Source organism: Actinophytocola sp., from assembly GCF_036402745.1.
Taxonomy (GTDB): domain Bacteria; phylum Actinomycetota; class Actinomycetes; order Mycobacteriales; family Pseudonocardiaceae; genus Actinophytocola.
Genome location: NZ_DASWSJ010000152.1, coordinates 1 through 20,122, shown reverse-complemented (window position 1 = coordinate 20,122; position 20,122 = coordinate 1). Strand labels below are relative to the sequence as shown.

Genomic DNA, 20,122 nt, shown 5'->3' with positions numbered 1-20,122 from the left:
AGTCCACGAAGGAGTCCAGCAGCCGCACGGCGCGGGCGATCAGGTCGTCGGCCGTCGTGTTCCACTGCTCGCCGCGGTGGTCGAGCTGGCCGTCGAGCGTCAGCGACGCGAGGCCGTGCGCGAAGGCCCACAACGACACCGCCAGACCGTCCGGATCGGACACTCCGCAGCCGGCGACCGCGTCGGTGAGCACGCCGAACGCCGCGTCCCCCGCGACGCGTGCGTCGGGGTGCTTCTCCGGCTGGGACAGCTCGGGGCGGAACATCAGCTGGAAGTAGCCCTTGTGCCGCCGGGCGAAGCCGATGTACGCCTCGACGAGCGCGACCAGCACCTCGCCGCCGGTGGCCCGCGCGGCCGTCAGGTCCTCGGCCAGCTGCTCGAACCCGCGCACCGAGATCGCCGCCAGCAGCGCGCCCCGGTCGGTGAAGTGGTGGTACGGCGCGCCCGGGCTCACGCCGGCCTCGCGCGCGACCCGGCGCAGGCTCACCGCGCCGATGCCCTCGCTCTCGATCAGCCGCACGCACGCCTCGAGCAGCTCCTCGCGCAGCGCTCCATGGTGGTAGCTGCGGCGTTTCCGCGCGGCTTCGGGCATTCGCCGAGCGTAGTCGTTGACAGCCGTCACGAGGCCGACTATACAGTGTTTAGATACTGAACACTGATTAGATTGGAGTCCTGGTCATGGCGAGAGTGCTAGTCACCGGCGCGTCCGGGTTCGTCGCGGGCCATTGCGTCGACGAGTTGCTCTCGCACGGGTACACCGTGCGCGGAACCGTGCGCACCCGGCGACCCGACAGCAGGATCGAGCAGGTCGAGGCCGACCTGACCGACGACCGTGGCTGGGTCGAGGCGGTCGCTGGCTGCGACGCGGTCCTGCATGTCGCGTCGCCCTTCCCCGCCGGCCCGCCGCGCGACGAGCGCGAGCTGACCGGCCCGGCGGTGGACGGCACGCTGCGGGTGCTGCGGGCGGCGGCCGGCGCCGGGGTCCGCCGGGTGGTCCTGACCTCGTCGATCGCCGCGATCACCGCCGGCCGCCCCCGCGGCGACGACCGCGTGCGGACCGAGGCCGACTGGTCCGATGTGGACAAGTCATCGGCGTACCCGAGGAGCAAGACGCTGGCCGAGCGGGCGGCCTGGCGCTTCGCCGAGGAACACCCGTCGCTCGAGCTGGTAGCGCTCAACCCGGGCATGGTCCTCGGCCCGATCCAGCACCCGTCGGCGGCCACCAGCGTGGCGGTCATCGGGCGGCTGCTCAACCGGGAGATGCCGGCCGTGCCGAACCTGGGCTTCGCCACGGTGGACGTGCGCGACGTGGCCACCGCCCACCGCCTCGCGCTCGAAACGCCCGGTGCGGCCGGCAACCGCTACGTTCTCGCCGGCGAGAACGTGTGGTTCCCCGAGATGGCGGCGATCCTCGCCGAGGAGTTCAACCCGCGCGGCCACCGGGTCCCGACCGGCCGGCTGCCGTACTGGCTGATGTGGACACTCGCCCGGTTCGACCGCACGATGCGCATCGGCCTGGAGTTCGCCAACCGCCCGGAGAACGTCACCGCCGAGAAGGCCGTCCGGGACCTGGGCTGGCGCCAACGCCCGGTCCGCGACTCCCTCGTGGACACCGCGGAAAGCCTGCTGGCGCACGGGCTCGCCAGCAGGCCCAAGGTCAGCCCAGCACCATCAGCAGGTCGCCGCCCTCAACCTGAGCCACGGAGCTGATCGCCAGGCGCTCGACGGTACCGGCCTTCGAGGCGGTGATCGACGCCTCCATCTTCATGGCCTCGATCGTCGCCACCGTGTCGCCCGCCTCGACCTTGTCGCCCTCGGCGACGGCCAGGGTGACCACACCGGCGAACGGCGCCGCCACGTGGCCCGGGTTCGAGCGGTCGGCCCGCTCGGCCACCGGCAGGTCGGTGGCCACCGACCGGTCGCGCACCTGGATGGTCCGCAGCTGGCCGTTGAGGTTGGCCATGACATTGCGCATCCCGCGCTCGTCGGCCTCCCCGATCGCCTCCAGCTCGATCAGCAGCCGCACACCCTTCTCCAGGTCCACCGGGTACTCGGTCCGCGGCTGCAACCCGTAGAAGAAGTCCTTGCTCTGCAACACGCTCGTGTCGCCGAACTGCTCGCGGTGCGCCTGGAACTCGCGGGCCGGCTCGGGGAACAGCAACCGGTTCAGCGTCGCCCGGCGGTCCTCGGCGAGACCCGTCAGGTCCTCTTCGGACAGCGACGCGGCCGGCTTCGGCTCGCCGCGGCCCTTCAACGCCTTGCTGCGGAACGGCTCCGGCCACCCGCCCGCCGGGTCGCCGAGGTCGCCGCGCAGGAAGCCGATCACCGAGCCCGGCACGTCGAACCTGCCCGGGTCGGCCTCGAACTCCTTCGGGTCCACACCGGCGCCGACGAGGTGCAGCGCGAGGTCACCGACCACTTTGGACGACGGGGTCACCTTGATCAGCCGGCCCAGCATGCGGTCGGCCGCCGCGTACGTCGACTCGATCTGCTCGAACCGGTCGGCCAGGCCCAGTGCGGCCGCCTGGGTACGCAGGTTCGACAACTGTCCACCCGGGATCTCGTGGGTGTAGACGCGCCCGCTCGGCCCGGGCAGCCCCGCCTCGAACGGCGCGTAGATCTTGCGCACGATCTCCCAGTACGGCTCGAGGTCGCACACGGCCTGCAGGTCGAGCCCGGTCTCCCGCTCGCCGTGGTCGGTCGCCGCGACGATCGCCGACAGCGACGGCTGCGAGGTGGTGCCGGCCATCGACGCGGTGGCCCCGTCGACGGCGTCCACCCCGGCCTGGATCGCCGTGAGGTACGTGGCGAGCTGGCCGCCCGCGGTGTCGTGCGTGTGCAGGTGGACCGGCAGGTCGAACTCCTTGCGCAGCGCGGTGACGAGCCGGTGCGCGGCCGGCGGGCGCAGCAGCCCCGCCATGTCCTTGACGCACAACACCTGCGCGCCCGCGCCGACGATCTGCTCGGCCAGCTTCAGGTAGTAGTCCAGTGTGTACAGTCGCTCGGCCGGGTCGGACAGGTCGGCGGTGTAGCACAACGCCACCTCGGCGACCGCGGAACCGGTCTCCAGCACCGCGTCGATGGCCGGGCGCATCTGCTCGACGTCGTTGAGCGCGTCGAAGATCCGGAAGATGTCCACCCCGGTGGCCGCCGCCTCCTGGACGAACGCGGCGGTGACCTCGGTCGGGTACGGCGTGTAGCCCACGGTGTTGCGCCCGCGCAGCAGCATCTGCAGGCAGATGTTCGGCAGCGCGGTCCGCAGCGCGGCGAGCCGCTCCCACGGATCCTCGGCGAGGAACCGCAACGCCACGTCGTAGGTCGCGCCGCCCCAGCACTCCACCGACAGCAGCTCGGGCATCGTCTGCGCGACGTAGGGCGCGACGGTGAGCAGGTCCTTGGTCCGGACCCGGGTGGCGAGCAGCGACTGGTGCGCGTCGCGGAAGGTGGTGTCGGTGACGCCGACCGCCTTCGACTCGCGCAGCCAGCGCGCGAAGCCCTCCGGACCCAGCTCGTCGAGCTTCTGCTTGGACCCCGCGGGCGGCGTGCCGAGCTCCAGCTCCGGCAGCTTCTTCCCCGGGTCGATCACCTCGGGCCGGGTGCCGTGCGGCTTGTTGACCGTGACGTCGACGAGGTAGGTGAGCAGCCGGGTGCCGCGGTCGGCCGAGTGCCGCGCGGTGAGCAGGTGCGGCCGCTCCTCGATGAACGACGTGGTGACGTTGCCCGCGAGGAAGTCGGGGTCGTCCAGGACCGCTTGCAGGAACGGGATGTTCGTCGCGACGCCGCGGATGCGGAACTCGGCCACCGCGCGCCGGGCCCGGGAGACCGCGGCCTCGAAGTCCCGGCCGCGGCAGGACAGCTTCACGAGCATCGAGTCGAAGTGCGCGCTGATCTCCGTGCCGGAGAACGCGGTGCCGCCGTCGAGCCGGATCCCGGCGCCGCCCGGCGAGCGGTAGGCGCTGATGATCCCGGTGTCCGGGCGGAAGCCGTTGGCGGGGTCCTCGGTGGTGATCCGGCACTGCAGCGCGGCGCCGCGGGTCCGGATCTCCTCCTGCGCCAGGCCGAGGTCGGCGAGCGTCTCGCCGGCCGCGATGCGCAGCTGCGACTGCACGAGGTCGACGTCGGTGACCTCCTCGGTGACCGTGTGCTCGACCTGGATGCGCGGGTTCATCTCGATGAAGACGTGCTTGCCGCTCCGGTCGAGGAGGAACTCGACGGTGCCGGCGTTGCGGTAGCCGATGTGCCGGGCGAACTTCACGGCGTCGGCGCAGATGCGCTCCCGCAGCGACGGGTCGAGGTTGGGCGCCGGCGCGATCTCGATGACCTTCTGGTGGCGGCGCTGCACCGAGCAGTCCCGCTCGAACAGGTGGATCACCTCGCCGGCGGCGTCGGCCAGCACCTGGACCTCGATGTGCCGCGGCGAGACCACCGCCTGCTCGAGGAACACGGTCGGGTCGCCGAACGCGGACTCGGCCTCGCGCATCGCCGCCTCGAGCGACTCGCGCAGCGCGCCCGCCTCGAGCACCCGGCGCATGCCGCGCCCGCCCCCGCCGGCGACCGCCTTGACGAACAGGGGGAAGCCGAGCTCGTCGCCGGCCGCGAGCAGCTCGCCGAGGTCCGCGGACGGGGCCGACGAGCTCAGCACGGGCAGGCCGGCCTCGCGGGCGGCGGCGACCGCGCGGGCCTTGTTGCCGGTGAGCTCGAGGATCTCGGTCGACGGGCCGACGAAGGTGATGCCGGCCTCCTCGCACGCGCGGGCCAGCTCCGGGTTCTCGGACAGGAAGCCGTAACCGGGGTAGACCGCGTCGGCCTCGGCCTTGCGGGCCGCCTTGATGATCTCCTCGACGGACAGGTAGGCCCGCACCGGATGGCCGGGCTCGCCGATCTCGTAGGCCTCGTCGGCCTTCATCCGGTGCAGCGAGTTGCGGTCCTCGTGGGGGAACACCGCGACCGTGCCGGCGCCGAGCTCGTATCCGGCCCGAAACGCGCGGATGGCGATCTCCCCGCGGTTGGCTACGAGCACCTTGCGGAACATCCCGGATACCTCCCGGTCGGCGGCAACGAGTCTTGACGACGTTACCCGCTGGATCCCGCTTGTCGGGAGGACAGTCCCACGTGACGGGCACCTCAACAGCACGACGCCCGCACCTCGGCGGGGGTGCGGGCGTCGTTGCTTGATCGGTCAGGGACCGACGTAGAGCAGCCGGTTCGCCGTCCCGGGCGGCACGTTGCACAGCCGGTTCGGGGTGGCCGCGGCGACCAGTGCGGCCGACACGGTCGCGGCGCTCGCCGTGGGGTGGTCCTGCAGGTACATGCCCACCGCGCCGGCCACGTGCGGCGCGGACAGCGACGTGCCGGACATCGTCTGGGTGCCCCCGCCCAGCCACGGCCCGGTGATGCTCTGGCCGGGCGCGAACATGTCGATCACCGCGCCGAAGTTGGAGTTCGACGGCCGGCAGTCGGCCGTGGTGCTCGCGCCGATGGTGAGCGCCTCGGCCACCCGCGCCGGCGAGAAGGTGCTCGCGTCGGTGTTCGACCCGCCGGCCGCCACCGCGTAGCTCACCCCGGAGGCGATGGACCGCCGCACCGCGTCGTCCAGCGCCGCGTTCGCCGAGCCGCCCAGGCTCAGGTTCGCCACCGCCGGCCTGACCGCGTGCGCGGTGACCCAGTCGATCCCGGCGATCACGCCCGCGGTGGACCCGCTGCCGTCGTCGGCCAGCACCTTCACCGGCACGATGTTGATCTTCTTGGCCACGCCGTAGGAGGTGCCGCCGATGATGCCGGCGATGAACGTGCCGTGCCCGTTGCCGTCGGTCGGTGTCGTGTCGTTGCCGATGAAGTCGTAGCCGGGCCGTATCCGGGCGGCGAAGTCGGGATGCGCGCTGACGCCGGTGTCGAGCACGTAGGCGGTCACGTCCGGCGCCTCGTTCGGGTACCGGTACACGCCGTCGAGCGGCAGGTCCCGCTGGTCGATGCGGTCCAGCCCCCAGGACGGCGGGTTGACCTGCACCCCCAGCGCGTGCACCGGCGTGTCCCGCACGACGTAGTCCACGCCGGGCTCGGCCGCGAGGGTGCGGGCCTGATCCTCGCTCAACCGTAAGGAGAAGCCGCTCAGCACGGCTTGGTAGGTGTGCTCGACCGTGCTGCCGAACCGCTGGCCGACCGAGGCGGCCCGCGCCTGGACGCCGGTGGTCTTGTCCAGCACGACGATGTAGTCGGCGTAGCTCGCCGGTTGTGCGCTCGTGGGGGTCGCCGCAATCGCGGCGGCAACGGAGCCGAGCAGGAACGCGACCCCGACCTTCGCCATCAGCCTTTTCCCATTCATACCTGATGTCGTTAGTCGCCAACCGGGACCTGAGCAAGGTTCACCAATTACCACCTGCATGGTGTTTGACCTTTGCCACCCCTGGGGGCTGGCCCTACCCCCGTTCCGGGGGCGCGCACCCGTGTGCCCGGAGCCTGCCGCCGAGACCATTCATTCGTTGTCAGGCAACGAAAGGAACTACAGGTGAGCAGGCAACCAGGAACGGTGCGCGTTGCTCGGTGGAGCGCGACCCACCCGTGGCGGGCGATCGGCCTGTGGGTCGTGTTCGTCGCGGTGTGCTTCACGGCCGGCTCGTGGGCCGGGACCAACACCGCATCCGACGAGGACATGGCCCAGGGCGAGTCGGCCCGCGCGACCCAGATCGTCAACTCGGGGAACTTCGACGACCCCGCCAAGGAGAACGTCCTGATCACGGCCCGGTCGGGACAGCTGGACCGGGCGGCCGCCGACGCCGCCGCGGCCGACGCCGCGACCCGGCTGGGGGCGCTGGACGGCGTGGCCGACGTCGGCGACCCGGTGACGTCGCACGACAAGCAGGCGCTGCTGGTGCCGGTCACGATGGCCGGCGACCCGGACACCGCCGACGAGCGCGTGGGGGCGCTGCTCGACGAGACCGCGAAGCTTCAGGGGGACCACCCGGGCGTCCGGGTCGAGGAGGTCGGCGACTCGTCGATCGGCAAGGGGATCACCGACCAGGTCAGCAACGACCTGTCGAAGGCCGAGTTCATCAGCCTGCCCGTGACGCTGCTGATCATGCTGGTGGCGTTCGGCGCGATCATCGCCGCCGGGGTGCCGGTGCTGCTCGCGCTGTCCGCGGTCGGTGCGGCGTTCGGGCTCTCCGCGCTCGCCTCGCACCTCGTGCCGTCGGTGGACACGATCTCGAGCGTGATCCTGCTGATGGGCATGGCCGTCGGCGTCGACTACTCGCTGTTCTACCTCAAGCGCGAACGGGAGGAGCGCGCGAACGGCAACCCGCACGTGCGCGCCGTCGAGATCGCCGCGGCCACGTCGGGTCACGCCGTGGTGGTGTCGGGCTTCGCGGTGATCGTCTCGATGGCCGGGCTCTACCTCGCGGGCGACGCGGTGTTCTCCTCGCTGGCGACGGGCTCGATCCTCGTGGTGGCGGTGGCCGTGCTCGGCTCGGTGACCGTGCTGCCGGCGCTGCTGGCCAAGCTCGGCCGCCGGGTGGACCGGCCGCGGGTCCCGTTGCTGTGGCGGCTGACCAACCGCACCGGGCCGCCGCGGGTGTGGCCGAAGCTGCTCCGGCCGGCGTTGCGCTACCCGCTGGCGACGCTGCTCATCACGCTGGTGGCGCTCGGCGCGCTGGCCTGGCCGGCGCTGGACCTGAAGCTCAAGTCGACCGGCGTGGACGACCTGCCGCGCACGATCCCGGTGATGCGGTCCTACGACCGGCTCACCGCGGCGTTCCCGAGCGAGGGCGACAACCACCAGGTGGCGGTCCGGGCCGAGCCGGGGCAGGCCGACCAGGTCCGCGGCCAGCTGACCGCGCTGTACGACCGGACCCGCGACGACCCGCTCTACGCCAGCGTCGCCGACCCGGCGATCCGGGTCTCCGACGACGGCCGGGTGCTGCTGCTCGACGTGCCGACCCGGCAACGGCCGGGCACCGAGGGCGCGACCCGCTCGCTGGAGAAGCTGCGCACCGAGCTGGTACCCGGGACGGTCGGGACCGTGTCCGGTGCCCAGCACGCGGTGGGCGGATCCATCGCGTCGGACGTCGACTACACCCGCAACCTGTCCGACAAGATGCCGATCGTCATCGGGTTCGTCCTGCTGCTGACGTTCCTGATCATGTTGGTGACCTTCCGCTCGCTCGCGATCGCGCTCACCGCGCTGCTGCTCAACATGCTCTCCGCGGCGGCCGCGTTCGGCACGCTCGTGCTCGTGTTCCAGCGGACGTGGGCCGAGGGGATGCTGAACTTCCACTCCAACGGTGCGATCGTTGCGTGGATCCCGCTGTTCCTGTTCGCCGTCCTGTTCGGACTGTCCATGGACTACCACGTGTTCGTGGTCAGCCGGATCCGCGAGGCCGCCCGCCGTGGCATGCCGGCGAAGGAGGCGGTCGGGCACGGCATCAGCCGGTCGGCCGGCGTGGTCACCAGCGCGGCGATCGTGATGGTGTCGGTGTTCGCGATCTTCGCGACGCTGAGCATGAACGAGATGAAGCAGATGGGCGTGGGGCTGGCGGTCGCGGTCTTCCTCGACGCGATGGTCGTCCGGGTACTGGTGCTGCCCTCGCTGATGGCGCTGCTCGGCCGGGCCAACTGGTGGCCGGGGCGAATTCGCCGTGACGCCGATACCCGAATTGATGATCACCCGACCGAGAGGCTCGCCCAGCCGGTGCGGTGACCAGTGCGACCGAAGGCCGTCTCACCGTTCATCGACGGTGGGATGGCCTTCGTCGCTCTTATCACCCTCCTGCCTGAGTCACCCCGTGAGGGGACCATCTAAAGTGTGGCAATGCCCGCTGGTGATTCCGATGCAAACAGCCGAGTCCCCCGTTTCGACACCGTTCTCCGCGGCTACAACCAGCGCCAGGTCAACGAGCGCGTCACCCGACTGACGTTCGATCTCGGACACGTCCAGAAGTCTCGCGACGAGGCCGTCGCGAAGGTTGCCGAGCTGACCAAGGCGTTGGGCAGTGCCCAACAGCAGCTGATCGACGCGAAAGCCCAGCTCAACCGCATCACCTCGAACCCCACCAGCAACGAGGCGATGTCCGAGCGTCAGCGACTGATGTGGCAGCTGGCCGAAGAGGAGATCGCGGAGTTCAAGAGAGACGCGGAGAACTACGACCGCACGACCCGGGCCGACGCCGACGAGTACAGCCACTCGACGCGCGCCAAGGCCGACGCACACGCGTCCAAGACGAGAGAGAACGCCGACAAGTATGCCGGCGGCACACGCAACGAGGCCGACGAGCACGCCGCGGAGATCCGGTCCAACGCGGACAACTACGTCGTCTCCACCAAGAGCGCGGCCGACGAGTACGCCGCCGGCGTGCGCGCCGAGGTGCAGAACTACTCCAAGGAGCAGAAGGCCAAGCACGAGGCGACCACCGCCGAGCTGGCCCAGCGTCGCAAGGCCCTCGAGGCCGAGTACGCCAAGAACCACGCCGCGCTCGAGACCGAGTACGAGGGTCTGAAGGCGCGGCAGATCGCCGAGCACGACCAGCTGCTGGCCGGGGCGCGCGCCGAGGTCGAGCGCGCGGCCAAGGCCAACGAGGAGCGGATCGGCCAGCTCGACGCGGCCGCCCGGCAGCGCCGCGAGCAGCGCGACGCCGAGGCCGCCAAGCAGCGTGAGCTTCTCGACGCGAAGGCCGCCGACAAGCGGGCCTCGATCGCCGAGGAGGCCGAGGTCGCGCTGCAGGCGCAGCGCGGCGAGCTGGAGCGGGAGCTGGCCGAGCGGGCCTCCCTCGCGAAGGACAGGGCCGGCAAGATCGTCGGCGACGCCGAGCGCGAGGCCGCCAAGATCCGCGAGGCGGTCGCGGCCGAGCGCAACGAGGCGGAGCAGGCCCTGGCCCAGCGCCAGGCTGCGGCCCAGCAGCAGGTGGCGAAGATCATCGAGGACGCCAAGCGGCGCGCCGACGAGTCCGACCGGACCCTGGGCGAGAAGCGCACGGCGATCGAGAAGCACATCGCCGACCTGGAGCACATGGCTCAGCAGCAGGCCGACAAGACGGTGGCCGACGCCGAGGCCCGCAGCCAGGCGAGCGACAAGGAGATCGCCGAGCGTCGCGGTCGCATCGAGAAGGAGCTGACCGAGCAGCAGGCCAACGCCAAGATCCGCGCCGCCAAGATCATCGAGGACGCGGAGCAGCGGCTTGCCGAGGCCCAGGACCGGACGCGCCGTGCGGACGAGTTCGAGCGCCGGGTGTCCGAGCAGGTGAGTGCCACCTACGCCATCCTCGGCGAGGCACGGCGCCACTTCGCGAAGGCCATGGGCGGCGAGGGTGTGGACAAGTCGGCGGACAGGACGGTGGCGAACCACCCACCGGTCACGCAGCCCGCCACGCAGCCGCAGCCCCAGCCGCAGGGTCAGCCTCAGCCGAAGCCGCAGGGCAACCAGGTCAAGACGCCCGTCAACGGCACCAAGTAACCACTACGTCCGAACGGCGCCTTCGTCCCGGTGGCGGAGGCGCCGTTCGCTGTTTCCGGTCCGCGACTGTGTTGTCCCGGCGCGATCTCAGACCTTTTCCAGGTACTCCGCCCGGGAGTCGTTGACCAGGTTGGCCACCATCTGGGCCAGGCCCGGGAAATCGGCCAGATCGGGCGCATAGGCGATGAGCGCCTGGGCCTCGGCGCGCGCCTCGGCGATGAGGTCCTCGTCCCGCAGCAGGGACAGCAGCTTGAGCGCCGACTGCTTGCCCGACTGCGAGGCGCCGAGGATGTCGCCCTCGCGGCGCATCTCGAGGTCGACCCGGGCCAGCTCGAATCCGTCCAAAGTAGACGCCACCGCGTCCAGCCGGTCGCGGGTGGCCGTGCCCGCCGGTGACTCGGTGACCAGCAGGCAGACCCCGGCCGCGCTCCCCCGGCCGACCCGGCCGCGCAGCTGGTGGAGCTGGCTGACGCCGAAGCGGTCGGCGTCCATGATGACCATGGCCGTCGCGTTGGGAACGTCCACACCGACCTCGACCACCGTGGTGGCCACGAGCACGTCGAGCTCGCCGCCGGCGAAGGACCGCATCACCGCGTCCTTCTCCTCCGTCGGCAACCGGCCGTGCAGGATGGCCAGCCGCAGCCCCGACAACGGACCCGCGGCCAGCTCCTCGGCGACGTCCAGCACCGCGAGCGGCGGCCTGCGACCGTCCGAATCGGACTCGAGGGCCTCGTTGACGTCCTCGTCGGCCGACTGCTGCTCGCCGATCCGCGGGCACACGATGTAGGCCTGGTGGCCGGCCGCGACCTCCTCGCGGACCCGCTGCCACGCCCGGTCGAGCCACGCGGGCTTCTCGGCCACCGGCACCACCGCGGTGCTGATGGGCGAGCGCCCCGCCGGCAGCTCCCGCAGGGAGGATGTCTCGAGGTCGCCGTAGACGGTCATGGCCACCGTGCGCGGGATGGGGGTGGCGGTCATGACCAGCACGTGCGGGCTCTTGTTCTCCCCCGCCCGCGTGCGCAGCGCGTCGCGCTGCTCGACGCCGAACCGGTGCTGCTCGTCGACCACCATGAGGCCCAGGTCGGCGAACTCGACCTTGTCCTGGATGAGCGCGTGCGTGCCGACGACGATGCCGGCCGCGCCGCTGACGACGTCGAGCATGGCCTGTTTCCGCTGTGCGGCCGACAGCGACCCGGTGAGCAGCGCGATCCGCGTGGCGTGCTCGGCGCCGCCCAGCTGCCCCGCCTGCGCCAGGTCGCCGAGCATGGCCGCCAGCGAGCGGGCGTGCTGGGCGGCGAGCACCTCGGTGGGCGCGAGCAAGGCCGCTTGTCGTCCCGCGTCGACCACCTGCAGCATGGCCCGCAGCGCGACGATCGTCTTGCCGCTGCCGACCTCGCCCTGCAGCAGCCGGTTCATCGGATGCTCCTTGCCGAGGTCCACCGCGATCGCCTCGCCGACCTCCTGCTGCCCCGCGGTGAGCGTGAACGGCAGCCGCTGGTCGAAGTCCGCACCCAGGCCGTCGGCCTTGCGCGCACACACCGGCGCCGGCCGCGCGACCGCCGCGTGCCGCCGCTGGGCCAGAGCGAGCTGGACCGCGAGCGCCTCGCCCCACTTCAGCCGTTCCTTCGCCACCTGGACGCCGGGCCAGTCCTTGGCGAGGTGGATGGCGCGGATCGCCTCGTCGTAGCTGACGTAGCTGTGCCGCGTGCGGAGCCTCTCGGGCAGCGGGTCCTCGACGGGGTCGAGCATGCCCAGCGTCTGGCGCACGCACTTGGCGAGCTGCCAGGACTGGACCTTGGCGGTGGCCGGGTAGACGGGGATGAGGCCGATGAAGTCGTCGATGGCCTCGTCCTCGGTCTCCTCGTCCACCGGGTGGTAGTCGGGGTTGGTGAGCTGGAGCTTGTTGCGGTAGATCGAGACCTTGCCGGCGAACAGCGCGCTGACCCCTGGTTTGAGCTTGGCGGCGTGGTGGCGCTGGTTGAAGAACTTGCAGTCCAGCGTGCGCGTGCCGTCGGTGAGGACGACCTCGAGGATCCAGCCGCGGCGCTCCCGCATCCGGCGCTCGTTGACCGACTTGACGCGCGCCATGACGGTGGCGTGCTCGCCGAGCTCGAGGCCCGCGATGTCGGTGAGCTGGCCGCGTTCGGCGTAGCGGCGGGGGTAGTAGTGCACGAGGTCGCCGACGGTGTGCAGCTCCAGGGCGCCGGACAGCGCCTTGGCCGTCTTGGCGCCCACCGCCAGCTCGAGCTTGTCGTCCATGGAGACCATTGCCTGCGATTATGTCGCGGCCCCCCGACAGTCCGTCGAACCGTCCCCGGCAAGGCGCCAAAAACTGTCGGACCCCCCTGCCACGCTCTCCCCATGACCACCCCCCTCCCCGACACCAAGCTGGTGAGCCCGAACCGCGCCGACCCGCCCCTGGAGGCCGACGAGCGCACGATGCTCGGCGCGTATCTGGATTTCCAGCGCCAGACCCTGGCGCTGAAGTGCGCGGACGTGCCCGACCCGAAGCACTCCACCCGCCCGGTGCCGCCGTCCGGCCTGTCCCTGCACGGCCTGGTCCGCCACCTGGCAGGAGTCGAGCGCTGGTGGCTCCACATCCAGTTCGCGGGCGAGGACGTGGAGCTGCTCTATTACTCCGACGACGACCCGGACCAGGACTTCGACTCGCTCGACGGGTCGTTCGAGGAGGCCCTCGCCGGGTGGCGGCGGGAGTGTGCCCGGTCGCGGGAGATCGTGGCGGCGGCGGAGTCGCTGGAGGCGACGGGGGTTCGGCGGTCGACCGGGGAGCGGTTCTCGTTGCGGTGGGTGTTGTTGCGGCTGATCGCGGAGTATGCGCGGCACAACGGGCATGCCGATCTCTTACGGGAGCGGATTGATGGGCAGGTGGGGTGGTAGGTGACCGCGGGCGGCCGGTTTCGGAGCGCGGGTTGGGGTTTTCGTTGTGGACGGGCCACTTCGAGCCTCGATGTGCCGTTGGCGAGGGTGGTTGGCTCTAATAGAAGCGAACAGCGACTGAAACCGGCTCCAGACGGCGGCTTCTGAGGCTTGTTCCTGAAGAGGCTGGGCTGGTTGGTGCGCGAAGGCGGGCGCAGCCGAGGCGACCGAACCTATTCGACGCCCAGGATGAGGACGGCGTCGGGCTGGCCACCGTGGTAGACGACCAGTTCGGTCTCCGGATGCTCTCGCCGCAAGTAGTCGGTCAGCTCCCCGGCCAGCTCATCGGGCGCCCCAGCCCCCAACAGAGCGGTGACCAACTCCCCGCCCATCCCCAACATCCGCTCCACAACCCCACAAGCAGCCCGATCGAGCGCCGCGACATCGGCCGGCCCGGGCTCGATCAGCACGACCTCACCGTCCGCCATGCCGAGCACATCCCCAGCCGCACAGGCGCCGATCCACGTGATGGCAGCCTCCGTCGACACGACCACCTCCCCCCGCCGGGTGGCCGCAGCTGCCTCGGCCATCGCGACCACGTCGTCGGCTGCTCGGCGCCGGGGATCGTGCACGGCCACGGCGGCCAGCACCTGCACCGGCGACGCGCACGGCACCACCACCACGTCCTGGCCGGCGGCCACCGCCCGGATCGATGCCTCGTCGGCCACCTCCATCAGACCGGCGTCGGCGGGCAGCACGCTCACGTGCGAGGCGCCGGTGCCGGTGATGACCTCCAGCAGCCGATAGGCAGTCTCGGTGTCCGGGCCGTCGACCCGCACGACCGTGACGCCCTCGCTGATCAGCAGGTCGGCCAGCTCGGTACTGCGGGCGGGCACGACGACCGCCCGATCCTTCACGAAGCGGGACGCCTCGGCGGAGGGGGCGTCGGCGAAGCGGGCCACCCTGATCTGGTGCGGCCGGCCGGTCTCGACGCCCACCTCGATGGCCGCGCCGATGTCGTTGCAGTGCACGTGCACGGTCCACAACCCGGCACCGTCACCGACCACCGACACGCAGTCGCCGAGGCCGACCAGCGTGTCGCGGAGCCGGCTGATCGGGTCGCCGTCGTGCGCCACATTCTCGAGGAGGTACATGACCTCGTAGGCGAACTCGTCCGAGCCCGACTCGCGTGCGGTGTACGTGTAGTGCGCCGCGACGACCCGCTCCCGGCTGGCCCGCTGCGCGGCGGCGAGTGCGGCCGGCTGCTCGGTGACCACGGCGACGAGCGCGTCCAGCATCACGACCACGCCCCGCCCGCCCGCGTCGACCACCCCGGCCTCGGCCAGCACGGCGAGCTGGCGCGGTGTCTCCTCGAGCGCGGCCGCGGCGCCGGCGGTGGCGGCCGCGACCACGTCGGCCAGCTCGTCGGACGGCTCCGCGTCCGCGGCGGCCGCGGCGGCGGACAGAACGCTGATCATCGTGCCGGGCACCGGGTCGGCCAGTGCCGCCCCGGCCCGCTCGGCAGCGCCGGCGAGCGCCGCGCGCAGGCCGGTCCCCGTGATCGTGCTCACCTGCTGGAGCGCGTCGGCCGCGCCGCGGAGGAACTGGGAGGCGATGACGCCGGAGTTGCCGCGCGCCCCGGTCAACGCGCCCCTGGCCAGCGCGGTCAGCGCCGCCCCGGCGTCGGTGCGGGCGGGCGCGGGAGCGCGCAGCAACGCGTCGAGGGCCGCGCGCATGGTGTGGAGCAGGTTGGTCCCGGTGTCGCTGTCCGGCACGGGAAAGACGTTGATCCGGTCGATGGACTCACGGTGCGCGTCCAGCGACTGCACGCAGGCCACCGCCCAGCGCCGCACGTGTGCGGCATCCAGCGCCCGCAGCATCCAGCCTCCCGCAAACGGTCCGTAGCCTCGCCTGATGGCATCGACATGCGGAGACTAGTGGGCCGGTTTGAATGCCTCGGCCGCGAGCCGTTACCCTGGGTTGGTCTGCGCGGCGTTCATGCCCGCAGTAGTGGCTTGCCGACCGTATCCGGTCGGTTTCCGTGCGATGCAAATCGTGGAGAAAGGAGTGCCTGACGTGGCTGCCGTCTGCGACGTCTGTGGCAAGGGGCCAGGCTTCGGCAAGTCGGTCTCGCACTCGCACCGGCGCACCAACCGCCGGTGGAACCCGAACATTCAGACCGTGCACGCGAAGATCGGCATTTCGCAGCGCAAGCGGCTGAACGTGTGTACCTCCTGCCTGAAGGCGGGCAAGGTCACTCGCGGCTGAGTCCCCACAGACCGAATCCGAACAGACCCTGGCGTTTGCTGGGGTCTGTTCGCTTTGCTGCTCGCTTCGCGTCGCCGGGGATCCCGGCGCTACTCGAGGTCTCTTGCTCTCATGCCCTCGGCTCCTGGCTCTATGCCCCAGCTGATCACTCGCTTCGGGTGGATGCGGATCAGCTCGCCGGAAAGGCCCGGCCGCTGGGGGTCCTGGTTGTCCAGCGCCTCCGCGTCGCCGCGGATCTCCACGCCGCGAACCTGCCAGGGCTGGCGGGAAACCAGGTCGTCCACCACCAGGGCCGCTCGGCTTCCCGCGGCCACGTTGCGGTACTTCTTGCTCTTCCCGAGGTCGCGGCCGCCGATGTCGATCACGCCTCGCTCGGCGTCGTAGCGGAAGCCGACCGGGTTGACCTGGGGGGATCCGTCCGGCGCCACCGTCGCCAGGCGGCCCAGCGGCTGCGAGGACAGATACTCGATCTCGGCCTGTGTCAGTGTCAGTGTCATGTCGCCCATGGTGCGACCTACAGGTTGGTAGAGGTCAAGGCAGCTTCCAGTCGATCGGCTGGGCGCCCTGCTGCTCCAACAGCTGGTTCGCCCTGCTGAACGGCTTGGAACCGAAGAAACCGCTCCTCGCGGACAGCGGGCTCGGGTGCGCCGACTCGATGCAGGGCACCGGGTCCAGCAGGGGCCTCAGGTTCCGGGCGTTGCGGCCCCAGAGGATGGCCACGAGCGGACCACCGCGGGCGGCCAGGGCTCGGATCGCCTGCTCGGTGACCTCTTCCCAGCCCTTGCCCTGGTGCGAGTTCGACTTGCCCGGCTCGACCGTGAGTGCCCTGTTGAGCAACAGCACGCCGTTCTCGGTCCAGCGGGACAGGTCGCCGTTCGTCGGTTGCGGGTGGCCGAGGTCTTCGCCGTACTCCGTATAGATGTTCACCAGGCTCTTGGGCAACGGGCGGACGTCCGGGGCCACCGAGAAGCACAGGCCGACGGGGTGCCCGGGGGTGGGATACGGGTCCTGGCCCACGATCAGCACCCGGACATCGGCGAACGGCTGCTGGAACGCCCGCAGCACATGGTCACCCGCCGGCAGGTACTTGCGTCCGGCGGCGATCTCCGCGCGGAGGAACTCGCCCATCGCGGTGACTCGGTCGGCTACGGGGGCGAGCGCCTCCGCCCAGCCGGCCTCGACGATCTCGGACAACGGTCGTGCGCTCACGGGAATCTCCTGGATCGCGTCGCTCGGTGCAGCGACCCTAGCGCGTTCCTCGGTCAAGCCGGCGCAGGCCTGCCCGGTACACGGCTATCCGCGCGACGTAGTTCGAGACGATGCCGGACACCATGTCCCCGGACACCTCGTAACCCTCGCGCACCCGGGCCGGTACGCCCAGCGCCATCCGTCGCGCGGGCAGGTGACCGCCGAACGACATCACCGCGCCGGCGCCGAGCACCGCACCGTCCTCGACGACGGAACCGTTGAGCAGCACCGAACCCGACGCGATCAGGCACCCCGTACCGATCGTCGCGCCCTCGATGTGCGCGTTGTGCCCGACCGCGGAGTCGGCGTCGATTCGGGTCGGGTGGTAGTCGGTGCAGTGGACGACCGTGCCGTCCTGGACGTTGGTCCGCTCGCCGATCCAGATGCCGCCCGAGTCGCCGCGCAGCACGGCCTGCGGCCACACCGACGCGAACGCCGCCAGGTGCACGTTGCCGATCACCGTCGCGTCCGGGTGCACCCAGGCGTCCGGGTGGATCGTGGGCTCGAGGTCGCCTAGGGCATAGATGGGCACGACGGCTCCTCCGATCCGACACCGAGCTCCGATCCGACACCGATGAGCTTGCCGAGGTGCACGGCCTCCGGCGCCTCCGCGTAGAAGCCGAAGCGCGGCACCTCGACGTAGCCCGAGGACGTGTACAACGCGATCGCCTCCGGCTGCATCAGCCCGGTCTCCAGGACCATCCGGCGGTTCCCGGCCTCGGCGGCGGTGCGCTCGAGCTCGGCCAGCACGGCCCTGGCGAGCCCCCGGCCGCGGGCGGCGAGGCTGACGTACATCCGCTTCAGCTCCGCCTCTCCGTCGCCGTGGACACGCCAGCCGCCGCACGCCATCGGGGCGCCGTCGAGGTAGGCGACGAGGAACAACCCGTTGGGCGGCGCGAACTGCGCCGGGTCGACCGGGGTCAGGTCCTCCTCGCCGTAGCGAACCACGTACTCCTGCTGCACCTCGGCGATGAGCGCCGCGGCGTCGGGATGGTCATAGGCAACGATGTCGATCCGCACGAAGCGATTCTGACCCACGCCGCTCACCGCCAGTGCTGCCAGCCCGCCGGTTGCTCGTACGGCTTCCCGTCGACGGTGACCGCACTTCCCCTGGTCACCGTGCCGATGGTGACCCAGCCCTCGGGCACCCCGGCCGGTTCGGGGAAGGTCGCGGCCAACGCGTGATCCTCGCCACCGGTGAGCACCCAGTGCCGCGCGTCCGCGCCGAGCGCCGACGCCACCTCGACGAGCCGCTGATGCACCTGCACCAGGTCGGTCCGCACGTCGATGGCCACATTGGACTCCTCGACGATGTGCCCGAGGTCGGCGAGCAGCCCGTCGGAGATGTCGATCATCGCGGTGGCGCCCGCGAGCGCCGCCTCCGGGCCGGCCGCGTACGGCGGGTCGGGCACCCGGTAGGCGCCGACGACGGTGACCGGCGACCGGAAACCGCGGCCCAGCACGGCGAGCCCGGCCGCCGCCCAGCCGAGCCGGCCGGCCACCGCGACGACGTCACCGGGCATCGCGCCACCGCGGGTCACCGGCGCGCGGCCCTGCAGGTCACCCAGCGCGGTGACGGAGATCACGATCTGGTCGGCACTGACCACGTCGCCGCCGACGAGGCCAGCGCCGGCGCGGACGGCTTCCTTCCACATCCCGGCCGCGAGGCCCTCGGCCACGGCGGCATCGGTCGTCTTCGGACACGCGAGCCCGACGAGCAACCCGGTCGGCACCGCGCCCATCGCGGCGATGTCGGCCATGTTGACCGCGATCGCTTTCTGCCCAACGTGTTCCGGCGTGGACCAGTCCATTCGGAAGTGCACACCCTCGACCAGCACGTCGGTGCTGGCGACCACCCGGCCGTCCGCCGCGGCCACCACCGCGGCGTCGTCACCGGGCCCGAGCAACGTCGTCGCCGGCTGCGTCCGGCCCGCGGTCACCCGGCCGATCAGGCCGAACTCGCCGATGTCTCCGACCGTCTCCGGACGGTCGTGCGCCGAAGCGCCACGGTTACCGTCCATGACCACCTCCGATAGTCGGATCCCCAAACGATCGAGAACTGCGGTACCTTTTGCTGCTCACGTTCCTACCTCTTGAGGGCTGCTCGACACGAAGGGGCGCGCCGTGGTCCACGCATACATCCTGATCCAAACCGAGGTCGGCCAGGCGGCAGCGGTCGCCGCCAAGATCGCGGAGATCGCCGGCGTCACGACCGCCGAGGATGTCACGGGCCCCTACGACGTGATCGTGCGCGCCGAGGCGGAGAACGTCGACCTCCTCGGCCAGCTCGTGGTGGCCCGCATCCAGAACGTGGACGGCATCACCCGAACCCTGACCTGCCCGGTGGTCCATCTTTGACGCGTGCTCCACTTGGCGCGTGTCCCAGGAGAAGTCACCGGAACACCTGTCCCCCACCGCCATCGGGCTCGCGGCAGGACTCGTCACCCTGCTCGCGGTCGGCGTCGTGGTGGTGAGCCTCGTACTCGGCTCGGCCGACGACCCGGCCGCCGGCCCACCGACGACCACCTCCTCGACGACCACTCCCCCGTCGCGCACCGGCCCTGTCGCGCTGGTCGGCGTGGACGCCCCAGCCGCGAGGTCGGCCGCGTGCACCCAGCTGCTCTCCGCGCTGCCGAACGAACTGCCCGACAGCGAGGACACGCTGCGGCGCCTGCCGATCGCCGACCCCGCCCCGCCCGCGGCGCTCGCATGGGGCACTGACCGCGGCGACCCGGTGGTGCTGCGCTGCGGCCTGCGCCGGCCGGCCGAGCTGACTCCCACCTCGGCGCTGCGCGAGGTGTCGAAGGTCGAGTGGCTCGTGGTCGAGGGGTCCGGGTCCAGCACCTGGTACGTCGTCGACCGCGGCGTCTACCTCGCGCTCACCATGCCGGCCGGCACCGGAACCGGCCCACTGCAGGACGTCTCCGCCGCGGTGGCCCGCGTGCTCCCGGCACGGCCGGTGGCGACCTCGGGTTAAGGCCTGTCTAGATCATCGGGTGAAGTCCTGCGCCGACCACCGGAACCTCAGGGGACCGTGACGGCACCCAGCCACCACCCACCCCGACACCCGCACCATTCGCCGGAACGCAACGCACACTTTTAAATCCCGGGGAGGCGGACTAGCGCGTGGCACTCCAGAAGATGCCGTTGGCCACCTGCGCGAACAGGCCCTTCGGATGCGCGCGGAACATCGGCTCGGTGCCGAACATCAGCACCCGCGCACCCCGTTCGTCCACACCGGACACGACGGCCGCCTGGCCGGAGGCCGCGTCCGGCCCGCCGGTGCCG

General features: G+C 71.4%; 17 protein-coding genes. 7 read left to right on the top strand and 10 right to left on the bottom strand.

All coding sequences use genetic code 11. From position 1 onward, the window contains the following. The coding region (locus tag VGD70_RS15010; RefSeq protein ID WP_331082059.1) for a TetR/AcrR family transcriptional regulator at positions 1 to 592 on the bottom strand (592 nt) is incomplete at its 3' end. Between the two features lie 86 nt (positions 593 to 678). Between VGD70_RS15010 and VGD70_RS15005 the strand changes: the two genes are divergently transcribed. Beyond that, entirely contained in the window at positions 679 to 1,710 is a 1,032-nt protein-coding gene (locus tag VGD70_RS15005; protein ID WP_331082058.1) for an aldehyde reductase, read from the top strand. Here VGD70_RS15005 and VGD70_RS15000 read toward each other — a convergent pair. Then, positions 1,658 to 5,032, bottom strand: coding sequence for a pyruvate carboxylase (locus VGD70_RS15000; RefSeq protein WP_331082057.1), 3,375 nt, complete (start codon positions 5,030 to 5,032; stop codon positions 1,658 to 1,660). The two genes, VGD70_RS15005 and VGD70_RS15000, sit on opposite strands and share 53 nt — an antisense overlap. Positions 5,033 to 5,179: 147 nt before the next feature. Beyond that, positions 5,180 to 6,304, bottom strand: a complete 1,125-nt coding sequence (locus tag VGD70_RS14995) for a S8 family peptidase (protein ID WP_331082056.1) — start codon at positions 6,302 to 6,304, stop codon at positions 5,180 to 5,182. 201 nt (positions 6,305 to 6,505) lie between these two features. Here VGD70_RS14995 and VGD70_RS14990 point away from each other — a divergent pair, with 201 nt between their 5' ends. Beyond that, positions 6,506 to 8,692 carry an MMPL family transporter gene (locus VGD70_RS14990; protein WP_331082055.1) on the top strand — a complete coding sequence of 729 codons (2,187 nt, stop codon included), beginning with the start codon at positions 6,506 to 6,508 and terminating at the stop codon, positions 8,690 to 8,692. 111 nt (positions 8,693 to 8,803) lie between these two features. Further along, positions 8,804 to 10,441: a hypothetical protein gene (locus VGD70_RS14985; RefSeq protein ID WP_331082054.1), complete on the top strand. Its 1,638-nt coding sequence runs from the start codon at positions 8,804 to 8,806 to the stop codon at positions 10,439 to 10,441. Positions 10,442 to 10,528: 87 nt separating this feature from the next. Here VGD70_RS14985 and recG read toward each other — a convergent pair whose 3' ends face one another. Further along, on the bottom strand, positions 10,529 to 12,709 hold the full coding sequence (recG, locus tag VGD70_RS14980; RefSeq protein ID WP_331082053.1) for an ATP-dependent DNA helicase RecG: 2,181 nt from the start codon (positions 12,707 to 12,709) through the stop codon (positions 10,529 to 10,531). A gap of 93 nt (positions 12,710 to 12,802) precedes the next feature. Here recG and VGD70_RS14975 point away from each other — a divergent pair, with 93 nt between their 5' ends. Then, complete coding sequence (locus VGD70_RS14975) at positions 12,803 to 13,339, top strand: DinB family protein (RefSeq protein ID WP_331082052.1); 537 nt, start codon at positions 12,803 to 12,805, stop codon at positions 13,337 to 13,339. Between the two features lie 212 nt (positions 13,340 to 13,551). Here VGD70_RS14975 and VGD70_RS14970 read toward each other — a convergent pair whose 3' ends face one another. Further along, positions 13,552 to 15,198 (bottom strand): DAK2 domain-containing protein, encoded by a 1,647-nt coding sequence (locus VGD70_RS14970; RefSeq protein ID WP_331082051.1) that lies wholly within the window; start codon positions 15,196 to 15,198, stop codon positions 13,552 to 13,554. A gap of 196 nt (positions 15,199 to 15,394) precedes the next feature. Here VGD70_RS14970 and rpmB point away from each other — a divergent pair, with 196 nt between their 5' ends. Further along, positions 15,395 to 15,586 (top strand): 50S ribosomal protein L28, encoded by a 192-nt coding sequence (gene rpmB, locus VGD70_RS14965; protein ID WP_331082060.1) that lies wholly within the window; start codon positions 15,395 to 15,397, stop codon positions 15,584 to 15,586. An 89-nt stretch (positions 15,587 to 15,675) separates the two neighbouring features. On the opposite strand, the gene VGD70_RS14960 is transcribed toward rpmB, so the two are convergent. The 5 genes from VGD70_RS14960 to VGD70_RS14940 are packed head-to-tail and all read right to left on the bottom strand — an operon-like array spanning position 15,676 to position 18,855. After that, on the bottom strand, positions 15,676 to 16,083 hold the full coding sequence (locus VGD70_RS14960; protein WP_331082050.1) for a PPOX class F420-dependent oxidoreductase: 408 nt from the start codon (positions 16,081 to 16,083) through the stop codon (positions 15,676 to 15,678). Between the two features lie 34 nt (positions 16,084 to 16,117). Next, entirely contained in the window at positions 16,118 to 16,795 is a 678-nt protein-coding gene (locus VGD70_RS14955; protein ID WP_331082049.1) for a uracil-DNA glycosylase, read from the bottom strand. A gap of 37 nt (positions 16,796 to 16,832) precedes the next feature. Further along, entirely contained in the window at positions 16,833 to 17,366 is a 534-nt protein-coding gene (locus tag VGD70_RS14950; RefSeq protein ID WP_331082048.1) for a gamma carbonic anhydrase family protein, read from the bottom strand. Next, positions 17,348 to 17,854, bottom strand: coding sequence for a GNAT family N-acetyltransferase (locus tag VGD70_RS14945; RefSeq protein ID WP_331082047.1), 507 nt, complete (start codon positions 17,852 to 17,854; stop codon positions 17,348 to 17,350). Before VGD70_RS14945 ends, VGD70_RS14950 begins: the two co-directional genes overlap by 19 nt. A gap of 23 nt (positions 17,855 to 17,877) precedes the next feature. Beyond that, positions 17,878 to 18,855, bottom strand: coding sequence for a thiamine-phosphate kinase (locus VGD70_RS14940; protein ID WP_331082046.1), 978 nt, complete (start codon positions 18,853 to 18,855; stop codon positions 17,878 to 17,880). A gap of 103 nt (positions 18,856 to 18,958) precedes the next feature. Here VGD70_RS14940 and VGD70_RS14935 point away from each other — a divergent pair, with 103 nt between their 5' ends. Both VGD70_RS14935 and VGD70_RS14930 read left to right on the top strand, forming a co-directional pair. Next, positions 18,959 to 19,192, top strand: a complete 234-nt coding sequence (locus VGD70_RS14935) for an Lrp/AsnC ligand binding domain-containing protein (protein ID WP_075135135.1) — start codon at positions 18,959 to 18,961, stop codon at positions 19,190 to 19,192. A gap of 19 nt (positions 19,193 to 19,211) precedes the next feature. Continuing rightward, complete coding sequence (locus VGD70_RS14930) at positions 19,212 to 19,811, top strand: DUF3515 domain-containing protein (RefSeq protein ID WP_331082045.1); 600 nt, start codon at positions 19,212 to 19,214, stop codon at positions 19,809 to 19,811. Positions 19,812 to 20,122: the final 311 nt, after the last annotated feature.